General features: G+C 41.8%; 11 protein-coding genes and 1 other RNA gene. All 12 read right to left on the reverse strand.

Annotated features, from left to right (window positions below):
• Nucleotides 1–25: 25 nt before the first annotated feature.
• The gene (gene mnmA / locus G603_RS0110720) at nucleotides 26–1,117 is read right to left on the reverse strand and encodes a tRNA 2-thiouridine(34) synthase MnmA (RefSeq protein WP_026670228.1); all 1,092 of its coding nucleotides are present in this window, start codon (nucleotides 1,115–1,117) and stop codon (nucleotides 26–28) included.
• A gap of 13 nt (nucleotides 1,118–1,130) precedes the next feature.
• On the reverse strand, nucleotides 1,131–1,541 hold the full coding sequence (locus G603_RS22015; protein ID WP_026525801.1) for a metal-sensing transcriptional repressor: 411 nt from the start codon (nucleotides 1,539–1,541) through the stop codon (nucleotides 1,131–1,133).
• Nucleotides 1,542–1,562: 21 nt separating this feature from the next.
• Nucleotides 1,563–2,309: an energy-coupling factor ABC transporter ATP-binding protein gene (locus tag G603_RS0110730; RefSeq protein ID WP_035792860.1), complete on the reverse strand. Its 747-nt coding sequence runs from the start codon at nucleotides 2,307–2,309 to the stop codon at nucleotides 1,563–1,565.
• A 65-nt stretch (nucleotides 2,310–2,374) separates the two neighbouring features.
• A complete protein-coding gene (cbiQ, locus tag G603_RS0110735; RefSeq protein ID WP_026670230.1) occupies nucleotides 2,375–3,151 on the reverse strand; it encodes a cobalt ECF transporter T component CbiQ in 777 nt (258 codons plus the stop codon).
• A 36-nt stretch (nucleotides 3,152–3,187) separates the two neighbouring features.
• A complete protein-coding gene (locus tag G603_RS0110740; protein ID WP_026670231.1) occupies nucleotides 3,188–4,192 on the reverse strand; it encodes an energy-coupling factor ABC transporter permease in 1,005 nt (334 codons plus the stop codon).
• Nucleotides 4,193–4,585: 393 nt separating this feature from the next.
• Nucleotides 4,586–6,544 carry a YgiQ family radical SAM protein gene (locus tag G603_RS0110750; protein ID WP_026670232.1) on the reverse strand — a complete coding sequence of 653 codons (1,959 nt, stop codon included), beginning with the start codon at nucleotides 6,542–6,544 and terminating at the stop codon, nucleotides 4,586–4,588.
• 3 nt (nucleotides 6,545–6,547) lie between these two features.
• On the reverse strand, nucleotides 6,548–7,879 hold the full coding sequence (locus tag G603_RS0110755; RefSeq protein WP_051198099.1) for an aminotransferase: 1,332 nt from the start codon (nucleotides 7,877–7,879) through the stop codon (nucleotides 6,548–6,550).
• 177 nt (nucleotides 7,880–8,056) lie between these two features.
• Nucleotides 8,057–9,283 carry an EAL and HDOD domain-containing protein gene (locus G603_RS0110760; protein WP_026670233.1) on the reverse strand — a complete coding sequence of 409 codons (1,227 nt, stop codon included), beginning with the start codon at nucleotides 9,281–9,283 and terminating at the stop codon, nucleotides 8,057–8,059.
• Between the two features lie 85 nt (nucleotides 9,284–9,368).
• Nucleotides 9,369–9,576: non-coding RNA, 6S RNA (gene ssrS / locus G603_RS22020), on the reverse strand.
• Between the two features lie 156 nt (nucleotides 9,577–9,732).
• On the reverse strand, nucleotides 9,733–11,550 hold the full coding sequence (locus tag G603_RS0110765; protein WP_026670234.1) for an aminopeptidase P family protein: 1,818 nt from the start codon (nucleotides 11,548–11,550) through the stop codon (nucleotides 9,733–9,735).
• Between the two features lie 42 nt (nucleotides 11,551–11,592).
• Nucleotides 11,593–12,969, reverse strand: a complete 1,377-nt coding sequence (locus G603_RS0110770) for a citrate/2-methylcitrate synthase (protein WP_035792863.1) — start codon at nucleotides 12,967–12,969, stop codon at nucleotides 11,593–11,595.
• A 41-nt stretch (nucleotides 12,970–13,010) separates the two neighbouring features.
• Nucleotides 13,011–14,495 (reverse strand): threonine synthase, encoded by a 1,485-nt coding sequence (gene thrC, locus G603_RS0110775; RefSeq protein WP_026670235.1) that lies wholly within the window; start codon nucleotides 14,493–14,495, stop codon nucleotides 13,011–13,013.
• Nucleotides 14,496–14,553: the final 58 nt, after the last annotated feature.

A 14,553-nucleotide genomic window follows, 5' to 3' on the forward strand; every position in this document is an offset into this window, starting at 1 on the left:
TTTTTTCAAATTACTTTTTTAGAATTTAATCAGCGTGATCAATGATTCCGCCGCCCAGAACAATATCCCCGTCATATAATACGGCTGACTGTCCGGCAGTTATGGCTCTTTGCGGCTCATCGAAAGAAATGTGCGCCATACCACCCTCTTTTTCCGGAAGGGTAACTGTGGCAGGTTGTTCCTTATGTTTATATCTGATCTTCACGCTGCATCTGACATCGCCCTTTGGCATCTCTCCTGTGATCCAGTGAAAATCCCGAACCGTAAGATCCGTCTTGAACAGATCCTCATTATCAGATAGAACAACCTGATTTTTCTCTATATCAAGCTTAGTCACATAGAGTCTTTTCTCTGCTGCCACTCCAAGGCCGCGTCTTTGACCTATGGTGTAGTTTATTAATCCGTTGTGATGACCGATAACATTGCCATCCTTATCGACTATGTCGCCACCTGGATAATCCTTATTCCTGTAACGCTTTATCATTGAAGCATAGTCTCCGTCAGGAACAAAGCATATATCCTGAGAATCGCTCTTATGGGATGTTACGAACTCATTTTCCTCTGCAATCTGTCTGGCCTCTGTCTTATGAAAATCTCCAAGCGGGAAAACTGTATGGGAGAGCTGTTCCTCAGTAAGATCGTAGAGAACATAGCTCTGATCCTTGGATAAATCCACTGCCTTTTTAAGATAAAAATGGCCATCCTTCTCTTCTATTCTGGCATAGTGTCCTGTCACGATATACTCGCAGCCAAGCTCCATTGCCTTTTTATAAAGGATGTCGAATTTAAGATATTTATTACATCTGATGCAGGGATTGGGAGTCTCGCACTTTTCATAGCTGCAGACAAAGGGCTCGATTACCATCTCCCTGAACTCATTTTCATAATGATATATATAATAGGGAATTCCGATTTTCTCTGTAACAGCCCTTGCATCCTGGGTATCCTTAAGGCTGCAGCAGGTCCCAAAGAGGTCCTCACCTATCATGTCATTTTCATATAATCGCATGGTACAACCGATGCATGAAAAGCCTCTCTTCGCCATAAGCTCTGCGGCAACGCTGCTGTCAACTCCTCCGCTCATGGCTATAAGTGCTGTCTTTTTCTTATTATCCATAAAACCTCATTTTTTAGATAAACTTCTGAACTGCCTTCTGGAATTCCTCAACAGCTCTTGTATCACCATCCTCGATGGCATGTATGATGCAGTGAGTCATATGCTCATTAATTATTTCCTTACCAAGATTCTTAAGAGCCGAATTCACTGCGGACAGCTGCATAAGAACATCCGCGCAGTCATCATCATTCTCTATCATAAGCTTTACATGGTTAAGATGACCGATTGCCCTGCTCAGTCTGTTTATCTGCTTTTTCTTCTCCTCGGGAGAATGGAAATGTCCGTGATCATGAACATGCTCGTGTTCCTCATGTGCATGTCCCTCATGACTATGCTCATGAACGTGATCATGTTCACCATGGCTGTGTTCGTGCTCGTGACCTTCATGTGTATGCTCATGGGTGTGTGTCTGTTTTTTCTTCATTTCTGTTTCCTTTATATCTAATCAATAATTCTGAAATCTAAGGGGAAGCTCAAGTCCGTGACTCTCTAAAAGTTCCTTATCTCTCAGGATAACCTCTGCTTTATCATCAGCTATTATAGTACCATCATGCAAAAGAACAACCCTTTCACATGTATCCATTATAAAATCAAGATCGTGGGATGCAACTATTTTAAGGCATTTTAGCTCATTTAATATGTTGATGAGATTCCTTCTGTTCCTTGGATCAAGGGCAATTGAGGGCTCATCCATAAGTATTATATCTGGTTCCATGGATAAAATTGTCGCGATGGCAGCTAGCTTTTTCTCACCGCCGGATAGCTTGTAGGTCTGCTTGTTTCTAAGATACTCTATGTGCACCTTTGCAAGAGCTTCATCTGTTCTTCTTTTTACCTCATCCTCAGAAAGCCCGTAATTCCTGGGGCCAAAAGACACGTCCTGCTCTACGGTTGACATAAAAAGCTGACTGTCAGAGTCCTGAAAGACATAGCCTATATGCTCTCTCACATGGTTTAGATTTTTCTTATTAACTGCGTGCCCTACTATTTCAAGGCGTCCGTCATAGTCAAGATAAAGCCCCACAAGCAGTTTTAATAAAGTGGACTTACCTATGCCGTTTGCCCCAAGAAGTCCTATACTCTCACCATCATGGGCATGTAAATTTAAATCAAACAAAACCTGCTGATTTTTTTCATAGGAAAAATTCAAATGTTCAATTGTTAAAAGTTCACCATGTATTCCGGTATGCATTCCTTACTTCCTTTTTATTATCTGCGCCTTACACGTGTCGTTTTAATCACGTTCCAAAACATCCTTCATAAAAACAAATAACTGTGTCTTATAAGTATAAAAATAGTTATCCAGACTATGGGATATATTACATCTATCGCTCTTACTTTTATTTTTTCAGAAGAAAAATCTCCCTTAAAGCCCCTAAGCAGCATGCTCTCGTATACGATTGTAGCTCTGTCCATACTTCGAATGAGCCACATACCAACAAGCGTACCCCATGCGCTGTAATGAACTCCGTTTTGATGGGGAGCCCTTAGTTTATAGGCCGTAGCTATTCTGTCAGCTTCTTCGCCCATTATATAAAAATATCTTCCTATCAGTAGCACAACTATCACGATTATCTTAGGAACATGCAGGACTCTTAGAGCGTAGCATATTTTCTCAATTGACGTTGTGGCTATAAGAATATAGGTTGCAAGCACAGCATAGAACCCTTTTAACATCAGGGTAAACATCGAGATAACGCCTCCCGAGATCCCAACATCTCCTACCTGCAACAGTACCTCTTTATCAAAAAAAGGATTAAGCACTCCCACAAAAATCACCAGCGGAAGTATCAGCCTCATCCTGTAAATTCCTGTTTTAAATGAGAGTTCTCCGATGACAAAAACGAAAATGATATAAACAGACATAAGAATCAGCGGTGTCACAGCATATTTATTTATGGACACCACAGTAAAAATGTATATAACGCTAATAAGCAGCTTCCCCAAAGGATGAAGGTCATTCATCCAATGAGAACGCTGCCATAATTCTTCAATGCTTTTAAATTCGTTTAACTTCTTTTCAATTGAATCCATTAAAACTAACCATTTCTTAAAAATGGCTATGAGTTATTAGTTTTCCTGAACACTCTTACCATTTTTAAAGAATTTAAATGCATAGCATACCAGTGTAAGTATGATAACAACCATGAGTGAACCCACGATTCCGGAGAAGCTTGTTCCTACAGCTGCTTCGCTGTCCTTAAATGCGTAGTCCGGTAAAAGTGAAGTTGTAGTCTGGATGTTCTCAGCAGTTTCATATACGCTTCCATCAGCTTCAAGCTCTGATGTGCCTGCTACCTTCTCCATGGACCACTCAAGGCCATCCGGGAAAGCAGATGCAAAAAGTGATACAACGCCGCCGCAAAGTGCAGCAGCTAAAGCAAGAACGATGATAGTCTTCTTGAATGAAAGCTTGCTCTCGCTCTTGTTCTCGCCTACGCCCCATAAGAGCTCAGGTCTTGCTTCATTTACAAAAGTAAGCACAGCAGCTGTAATAAGTCCCTCTACAGCACCGATTGCAAGGTGAATAGGCTGCATTGTTGCAAGGAATACAGAGAAAGGAAGCTCTGTAACTCCTGAAGCAAGTGTCTCAAGTGTTACTGAAAATGCTCCAAGCTGAAGTGTAAGCACGCAACCAAGTATAGATGCAAGAACTATCTTACCTCTTGTAACTCCTTTTTTCATGATAGGCTTCCAAATGAGAAGCGCTCCAATAAAGCACCCGTAAAAGGCCATATTCCAGACGTTACATCCAAGGGCCAAAAGACCACCGTCTGCAAACATCAGACATTGTATAAGAAGTACTCCTATCATAGTAAGGAATCCTGCGTAAGGTCCAAGAAGTGCTGAAAGCATCATACCTCCGCAAAGATGTCCTGAAGATCCTGTTCCGGGAATTGTGAAGTTAAGCATCTGAGTAGCGAATACAAAAGCACCCATTACACCCATTACAGGGATTTTCTTCGGATCGTCCTCAAGTCTTACTTTCTTGATTGAATAAGCGGCAGCTCCTGTTGAAAGAACGTACATTGTTCCTGCAACTGCGGGAGTTACCAGTGCATCAGCCATATGCATAATTATTTCTCCTCCATGTGTATGTATAAAAACGAAATCGTCATAAGCACGTTTCTAAAAGAGTATAATATTGCATACAACTCACTTACAAGCCCCCTGGGGGGATGTAAATTGCAGATATTTACGTAAAAATTTGAATTAAGCCCTTTTTATAATCATATATTAACGTTATTTTGCATATATAATATAGTTTATGATTTTATAATATTTTCTTTAGCCTTTACTAATACTTCTTATTGTTCTTTTAGGGTTCGTACATACTTTTGTCAAATTTAAAATGTATTATAAACATATCAGAAGCGAAGACTTCTGACTCCCCCAACAAAACTTTTTTCATACCAGGGCTGTAAGGTTCCCCACCTTACAGCTCCTCCTCCATTAATGGGGCTTTTTTTATTTTCTCTTCCTTTTTCCCGAAGCTTTAGTCTTATTTGAAGAACTGTTATTTCTGTTGCCGGATGCTCTTTTTCCATTACCCGTTTTACTGCTACCGGTTTTTCCATTGGCGAGCTTACCTGATTTTCCAAACCTTCCTGCGGCTTTATCATTTGTAACCTTTCTTGGCGGAATAAGGCATTCCTTACCAAAGCCTATCAGATCTTCTCTGTGCTCACGAAGCAGAGCTTCCTTAACAAGCTCGTAGTTCTCCGGTCTCCTGTACTGAATAAGAGCTCTCTGCATAGCCTTTTCATGAGGGTCCTTCGCAACATAAACCTTCTCCATGGTGAGTGGATCTATGCCTGTGTAATACATGCAGGTAGAAACCGTTCCCGGCGTAGGATAAAAATCCTGGACCTGATCAGGATTAAGTCTGTGCTTACAAAGATACTCTGCAAGGGCTATGGCGTCCTTAATGGTACTTCCCGGATGTGATGACATCAGGTAAGGTACCGCATACTGCTGCAATCCAAGGTCTTTATTTACCTTATCGAATTTCTCGATAAACTTATCATATACGCTGACTGAAGGCTTTCCCATCTTGGAAAGAACATTATCTGAAATGTGCTCAGGGGCCACACGAAGCTGTCCGCTTATATGATACTTACAAAGCTGCCTAAGGAATGAATCATCCTTATCTGCTAAGAGGTAATCGAATCTTATACCACTTCTTACAAAAACCTTTTTAACACCTTTAAGTTCTCTTAATTCCTTTAGGAGCTTAAGATAATCATTGTGGTCCACTTCTATATTGGGACAGGGCTTTGGATACAGGCATTTTTTATTCATACAGGCGCCGTTTACAAGCTGCTTCTTACATGCAGGCTTTCTGAACTGAGCTGTAGGTCCGCCTACATCATGGATGTAACCCTTAAAATCCTTCTCTGATAAGAAAATCTTTGCTTCTTTTAATATTGATTCATGGCTTCTGGCCTGAACAATTCTGCCCTGATGGAAGGTCAGCGCACAGAAATTACACTCACCAAAACAACCTCTGTTAGATGATATGGAGAACTTGATCTCACTAAAAGCAGGAATGCCTCCCATTTTGTCATATACGGGATGCCATGCCCTCATATAAGGCCTCTCGTATACATCGTCAAACTCCTGCTGAGTAAGCGGCCTCGAAGGAGGATTCTGTACAACAAAAAGACTCTTATCATAGGTCTCATAGAGACGTTTTCCGTTAAAGGGATCAGTGTTTTTATACTGTATACCAAAGCTTTCGGCATACTTTTTCTTATCTTCCTTAATCTCTTCGAACTCAGGAAGCTTTATGGCATCGTAGATGTTTTCCTCATCTCTTGTCTTATAAACTGTTCCGTTTATAAATGTGATATCCGCAACATCCATGCCGGATGCAAGAGCATCAGCGATCTCAACTATGCTTATCTCTCCCATTCCATAGGATATGATATCTGCGCCTGAATCAAGAAGAATTGAACGTCTTACCTTATTGGACCAGTAATCATAGTGGCCAAGACGCCTTAAGCTGGCTTCTATTCCTCCAACGATTATGGGATTTTTCTTATATACCTTACGGATCAGGTTACAGTATACGATTGTAGCATAGTCAGGGCGCTTACCCATCTCACCGCCCGGACTGTAAGCATCTGTCTGCCTTCTTTTCTTGGCCACAGTGTAATGATTAACCATTGAGTCCATGTTTCCGGCTGATACCAGAAATCCAAGACGGGGTTCACCAAGTACCGTAATGCTGTTTTCATCCCTGAAATCAGGCTGACAAATAAGGCCCACGCTATAACCGTGAGCCTCCAATGTTCTTGTAATGATAGCACTTCCAAAGCTTGAATGATCAACATATGCATCGCCGCACACATAGACAAAATCAACCTGTGAAAGTCCCATTTCTTCCATATCTTTTTTGCTGATAGGTGGAAATCCTAATGCCATATCTTATTCCATTTCACTAAGAAGTTTATTTGCATAAACAAGTCTTACGCAGACAGTGAAAATCTCCATCGCTGTACGAAGATCGCCAAGTGAAGGATATGTAGGTGCAATTCTGATATTGCTATCATGAGGATCCTTCTTGTAAGGATATGTTGCACCTGCGCCTGTCATGGTAACACCGGCCTTCTTTGCTCTGTCTACTATAGCCTTTGCACAGCCCTCGGGAGCATCAAAGCTGATAAAATAACCTCCCTTGGGTCTTGTCCAGTCACCGATTCCGTAAGGAGCAAGGTCTCTGTCAAGAATCTCAAGAACTGCTTCAAACTTAGGTCTGATGATAGCTGCGTGCTTCTTCATGTGCTCCTTCATGCCATTGATATCACCAAAGAAACGCACGTGACGAAGCTGATTAACCTTGTCATGACCGATAGTCTGGTTAGTGAGCTGAGCCTTGATCTCTTCAAGGTTGTTGAGAGATGTAGCTATAGCTGCAATTCCGCTTCCGGGGAATGTGATCTTGGAAGTGGATGAAAACTTATAAACCATATCGGGACTTCCTGCCTTCTTACACTCAGCAAGGATCTCGATCAGATAATCCTGATCATCATCATAGAGATGATGAATGCCGTATGCATTATCCCAAAAAATTCTGAAATCTCTTGCAGCGGGGCGAAGTCTTGCAAAACGTCTTACTGTATCATCTGAATATGAGTACCCTTGCGGATTGGAATACTTAGGCACACACCATATTCCCTTTATTGATTCATCCTCAGAAACAAGCTTCTCAACTATATCCATATCAGGACCTGTAGGAGTCATGGGTACAGGAATCATCTCGATACCAAAATACTGAGTGATGGCAAAATGTCTGTCATAACCTGGTACCGGGCAAAGGAATTTAACCTTATCAAGCTTACACCAGGGTGTATTGCCCATGATACCATGTGTATAAGCACGAGAAACTGTGTCATACATAACATTAAGTGATGAGTTACCATATATGATAATGTTGTCCGGACTGTTCTCCATCATGGCACCGATCAGCTCTTTTGCTTCCTGGATACCATCGAGGACACCGTAGTTACGGCAATCTGTTCCATCTTCGCAGGACAGATCAGCTTCAGAATTAAGTGCATCCATAAGTCCCATGGACAGATCAAGCTGCTCATGGCAGGGCTTACCTCTTGCCATATTCAGAGTAAGATCCATATCCTGATATCTCTTGTACTCTGCCTTCAGGTTAGCAACTTCGCGCTGAAGCTCCTCTTTGTTCATTTCCTTATAGGTCTTGACCTTAAGGTCAACGTTTTTCAGATCCGGCTTATTGTTTTTCATAATAAAACTCCTTATCCCAAAATTGACTAGAATGTATTATATCACAACTTATTAATAATGCGATACTTTAATGTGATAAAGAATCCGCCTAATGAAATAAAAAATTCGGAAGAATTTCCCATAAGACAAAAAACGGAGCAGCTTTTTTCGCCGCTCCGCCAAATCACTAATCATCCGTTATACAGGATCAATAAGATCTCTGTACCACTTAAGTGCATCTGTATAGGCCTCGTAAATCTTATCCATCTCAAGATTATCAAGAATCATAAGTCTTGAAACCTCCTGCCAGGAAGCATCCTCATACTGATAAATAAGATTAAGCACAGGCCACAGTTCTCCGGTATTGCCAAGAAGTGCATCTTCTATTTTCTTTGATACATGTACCAGCTTCAGGGATTCCTCCATGGTCTGATCAAGCATTATATCAAGAAGTGAGAAAAGACCTGCCAGGAAAAGCTCTGAAGAAAGTCCTGCCATATCAAACACACTGGCAAGGTTCTCAGCAAATTTTGCACGAATCATGGAGATTCTTGTAATCTCACTGGGCTTATCAGCGCAAAGCTCTTTGGTCACCGCGGTGTTGATCCATCTCTTAAGTTCCTTCTGTCCAAGCATTGCAGCCGCATGCCTTACGGAAGTAATCTCGGAATTGATGGCCATATGATTAACCATCTCAAGCATTGAAATAACGAGAGCTGCATCTTTTCCGATTACATCAGCCGCTTTCTGAAGATCAAAATCGGGATCATTAACAACATTTAAAAGCTCGATATATGTAACCTTAAGAGGTGCAACAGAAATCTCCGAATCCTCTACAGGTACGCGGAAGAAGCTTCCCTCATAGAGATCATAGGATCCGTCTGAAGATAGTCTCTCATAATCATCCTTGCTGTCTACATTTACAGCACATAATTTAATCTTGGGAAAAGCCTTCTGGAAATAGATTTTGGCACTTCTGATATTGACCTTACGATGATCAAGAAGTACATAGTCACACATCTCGAGTAGCGGTCTGAAGGTCTCGAACATGTTGCCCGCAAGCTTTCTCACAGCGATCTTGTAGCCCTGTCCTCTCAGATCCCAAAGCCTTGCAAGATAAGGCTCCTGGGGAAGAACCGTATTGTCTAAAAGAAGAACTATCCTCTGCTTCGGCGCGCTGCACTGCTCTTCGATGTTGGCAAATAAAGAGATATTGTTTATCTCAACAAAGACCTCCTTGTTACCGGACAGTACATTGGTACCGATACTATCTACGATGTCAAGTCCGACGATATCAACTACATTATCAAGATAACCCGTACCCATAAGCTGCGGATTCATAAGGTAGTTCTCTCTCTGTGCAAATACAGAGTATGCGCAGACTTTCATCTCATCATCAAACAGCGGAATAAGCGAAGCAAGCATGGAACTTTCTCCTTTCGATTGTTTTCTGAATTCTGATAATTTATTATACCATTTTGCAAAAAAAAAGAACAGATTTACTGTTCTTTTAAGACCCGAAATGCCGGTTCCGGTTATTTGACTCCTAGCAAACGCCAGGTGGGTTACCGCAGCAGCGATATCTGTCTTCCTCTCCCATAGCTTGTCTGCACATGTGCAGGGCCGGAGGCGTGACATCAATCCAGCAATCTAGGTGTCCCGTTTAAAGTAACTGTAGGTTCAAATTACACCGGAAGTGTCGAGCATCCCAGGCGAGCTCGAGGCTCGTATAAACTGCTTCTGCAGTTCTTTAATTATATTATAAATCACACGAGCCCCAAATCAATAGAATAATCCTTAAAAATTCTTAAGAAATAATGAAAAAACCGCATAAAATCTTCATTCCGAGCGTTTTCTCATGAAAAAACGTTACATCAAAGCGGCTTTGTAGCATTCTTAAGCCAATCCTTGATTTCCTTCTCTTCAATAAGCGGTTCAATGGTATCATATACCATCTTCTGATACTCATTTATGGCATCAATCTCTCTCGGCTGGAGATATTTCTTATCGATTGCATCGCGGTCAAGAGGCACATAAGTAAGGTGCTTAAAGCTAAGGAACTGTCCGTCGCTGTTCTTTACATCCTTAACAACCTCTAAGATGTTCTCAATACGGATACCATGCTTACCCTCAATATAAACTCCGGGCTCATCAGACATGATCATTCCCGGCTTAAGAGGTGCTTCATCCTCTACAGAACGTGACTTCCAGCGGATGCTGTGAGGTCCCTCGTGTACGTTGAGGATATATCCGATACCGTGTCCTGTTCCGCACTTATAATCGATTCCGATATTCCAAAGGGGTCCTCTTGCAAGGATATCAAGATTTCTTCCGTTACATCCCTCAAGGAACTTTGCATTTGCCAGCTGAAGCATACCTACAGCTGTAAGAGTGTAGTGCTTCTTCTCTTCTGCTGAAATCTTGCCAAGGACAATGGTTCTGGTAACATCTGTTGTACCACCCATGTAGGTTCCGCCTGAATCAACAAGAAGGAATCCCTCGCCCTTAAGAGCAGCATTATCATCCTCAGTTGCTTCGTAATGCATCATTGCAGCATTATCCTTATAAGCACTGATTGTAGGGAATGACAGCTCGATAAATCCGGGAAGCTGAGCTCTCATCTCATCAAGATGCATGGCAGCTGTATATTCGTTGAGTTCTCCCTTGGGAGCTTCCTTTTTTACCCAATAGATGAATTTTGTAAGAGCAGCACTGTCGCGGATGTAAACCTCGCGGATATTCTTAAGCTCCGTATCATTCTTACATGCCTTCATCATCTCTGTAGGATCAAAGATGTTCTTAATCTTAGCATTTCTGCTCTCAGAATTATCGCTGATAGTTCTGTAAACCTGATAGCTTACATTTCTCTCATCATAAAGTGTGATGCCTTCGTATTCATATTCATCAAGCCATCCGATGATCTTGCTATAGGGTGCAAGCTCAATTTCATTCTTCTCACAGTAAGTGCGAACTTCATCGCTAAGCTCATCAAACTGTACGAAAAGAACTGTCTTTTTCTCTGTGATGAAAAGATAACTCAAAATTACAGGATTACACTCTACGTCATTACCTCTAAGGTTGGTAAGCCAGCAGATGTCATCCAGTTTGCAAAGAAGATATGCCTTTGCCTTGTTCTCTGTCATTGTGGCACGTACTTCTTCAAGCTTTTCTTTAAAGCTCTTACCGCAAAGCTCATCGGGAAGGATATAGATGGGATTGCAGGGGAGCTTGGGTCTGTCTGTCCATACCTCCATTGCAAGATCTCTGTCATATTTTACCTTCGCCTGAATCTTCTTAAGAGCCTTTTCATAAGAAAGACCCTCAACAGCAGGAACTACCTTTCCGTCAAAACCAAGGACCTCTCCTGCCTTCATATTGTCTTTAAGATATTCTTTGATTGTGGGAACGCCCTCTTCGCCCATGCGGTAAAGAGTAACTCCTGTTCCCTTCATCTCTCTCTCAGCCTGGATGAAATATCTTCCATCAGTCCACATTCCGGCCCACTTCTTGGATACAACCAAGGTACCGTTTGATCCTGTGAAGCCGCAGAAAAACTCCCTCACCTTGAAAAAATCTGCCGCATACTCAGAATTATGATAATCGGATGTGGGCATAAGATAATAATCAATGCCGTTCTCCTCCATCTTTGCTCTGAGAGCAGAAAGTCTTTCTTTAATTACTTTATTCTCCAATTCCTAAAACCTCCAAAAGTCCCCTATTACGGGCCTTTTATATTATCTTTCCTCCATAGGCACATAAGGATATTCATCACTTACTGCCTTATATGCAGGACGAATGATCTTACTGTTGTTGGCAAGCTCTTCCATTCTGTGAGCACTCCAGCCAACTATACGGGCAATTGCAAACATAGGTGTGAAAAGCTCCTCCGGAAGCTCAAGCATCTTGTAAACAAATCCGGAATAGAAGTCCACGTTGATACTAACGCCCTTGTACATCTTACGCTCAGCGCTGATCACTTCAGGCGCAAGTCTCTCCACCATCTCATAGAGAGCAAGCTCTTTGTCCATGCCTTTTTCCTTAGCGAGCTTAATTGTGTACTCCTTAAGAAGTACTGCTCTCGGGTCTGATTTTGAGTAAATAGCATGTCCTACACCATAGATTAGACCTGCTTTATCAAAAGCTTCTTTATGAAGGAGTTTCTTTAAGTATTCCTTTACCTCTTCCTCATCAGCCCAGTCCTTAAGCTCCTTCTCCATCTGGTCAAACATGTGAATAACCTTGATGTTGGCACCACCGTGTCTTGGTCCCTTAAGAGAACCAATAGCTGCAGCTATAACAGAATAAGTATCTGTCATGGATGAGCTTACAACGTGAGTTGTAAATGATGAGTTATTACCACCACCATGCTCCATGTGAAGGATAAGGCAGATATCAAGAAGTCTTGCTTCAAGCTCTGTGTATTTACTGTCAGGACGAAGCAGATACAGTATATGCTCTGCTGTTGACAACTCTGCTTTCGGAGGGTGAATGAAAAGACTCTTACCCTCGTGATAATGGTTATATGCCTGATATCCGTAAATAGCAAGGAGCGGGAAAAGACTTATCATCTGCAGGCTCTGCCTTAGTACATTAGGCATAGAAACATCATCTGCACTGTCATCGTAGGAATACAATGTCAGCACACTTCTTGAAAGAGTATTCATCATATCACGGCTGGGTGCCTTCATGATGATATCTCTTACAAAACCCGTAGGCAGTGATCTGTAAAAGCCAAGGAGCTCACAGAAGCCCTGCAATTCACTCTTTGTGGGGAGCTTTCCAAAAAGAAGCAGATACGCTGTCTCTTCAAAACCACAGTTACTATGGGATGCCGTTCCGTGAACGATATCCTTAACATTGATTCCCCTGTAGAAAAGCTCACCATCTGCAGGGATTGTCTCACCATTAATATGCTGCGTAGCATTGATGGTGGAAATGTTAGTAAGGCCGGTTAGGACACCCTTACCATTTAAATCACGAAGACCTCTTTTTACATCATACTTAGTGTAGAGGTCGGTATCAATGACATCTGCTGTCTCCACCAGTCTGGCAAGATCCTCTAATTCAGGTGTATTGTCAGAATAAATGTTTATCTCATTGTTGTTACCCATTGATATCCCCCCGTTTTCTATTTTTATTTTAGTATATCCGATTACTGTAAAAAGCTTCTTACCGCATCTGCAAGGCCATCCTTGGAAACAACCTTGTTATGCAGTACTTTTGCATCTCTTATTGATGTAACAGCCTCAGGAATCTCTACGCCTGAAACCTCAGAGAGCTTATCAGCAAGCTGGAAGTCGTCGAGACTGTCATCGTTTTTACCAAGTGCAGTCATAACGCTTCTTGTGAACTTGTAAGGACTTGCTGTAGATGCGATAACCGTAACGGTTTTGTCACCTGTTTCACGCACATATTTGTCATATACGCAGGAAGCGACTGCTGTATGTGTATCGATAAGATAACCTGTATCACCAAAGAGTGAACTGATTGTCTTTGCTGTCTCTTCCTCTGTGGCATATCCGCCATAGAAGCAGTCAAGCTTCTCTTTCATAGCGTCTGTTATCTCATATTTACCTTCTGTGGAGAGTTGCTTCATGTAGTTTGCATCTGCAACAGCATCATCACCGGCAATATGATAAATGAGTCTCTCAAGATTGGATGAGATGAGGATGTCCATTGAAGGTGAGCTTGTAAGTACAAACTCTCTGTTCCTGTCATACTCTCCTGTCTTGAAGAAGTCATAAAGTACCTTGTTTGAGTTGGATGCACAAATAAATGTCTTGATGGGTAATCCCATTTTTCCTGCATAATATGCAGCCAGGATATTACCGAAGTTACCCGTGGGAACTACAACATTTATCTGGTCTCCCTCAGCAATTCTTCCCTCTTTGAGAAGTCTTGTGTATGCATAAACATAATAAACGACCTGAGGCATAAGTCTTCCGATATTGATGGAGTTTGCACTTGAGAACTGGAAGCCCTTCTCATCAAGTTCTTTTGCGAAATCAGGATCTGTGAAGATCTTCTTAACGCCTGTCTGAGCATCATCGAAGTTACCCTCAATTGCTACAACGCAAGTATTTGCGCCTTTCTGAGTAACCATCTGTCTCTCCTGTATGGGAGAAACACCGTCCTTGGGATAAAATACAACGATTCTGGTTCCGGGAACATCGGCAAAGCCTGCAAGAGCTGCCTTTCCTGTGTCACCGCTTGTAGCTGTAAGAATAACTATCTCATTCTTTAAATTGTTTTTCTTAGCAGCTGTTGTCATGAGATAAGGAAGTATTGAAAGGGCCATATCCTTGAAGGCTATTGTCTTTCCATGATAAAGCTCAAGATAGAAAGCACCGCCTGCCTCTGTCATAGGAGCCATCTCTTCTGTGTCAAACTTGGAATCGTATGCATGATCTATACAATAACGCAGCTCTTCCTCGGTATAATCCGTAAGCATCAGCTTCATAACCTGGTAAGCGGTCTCACGGTAATCCATCTCCTTAAGCTCTGAAAAAGTCTTATCAAGATGAGGTATATGATCCGGTACAAACAGTCCTCCATCAGCGGCAAGACCTCTGAGTATTGCCTGTGAAGCTGTAACCTGATTTTTGTCTCCTCTTGTACTCCTGTACATAACTTCCATAATATGACACTCCTCCGTTTTCATGTTGTTAGCGAATAAAACACTGTGATACAATAAG

Origin of the sequence: Butyrivibrio sp. AE3006 (assembly GCF_000424165.1) — a bacterium.
Lineage (GTDB): Bacteria > Bacillota > Clostridia > Lachnospirales > Lachnospiraceae > Butyrivibrio.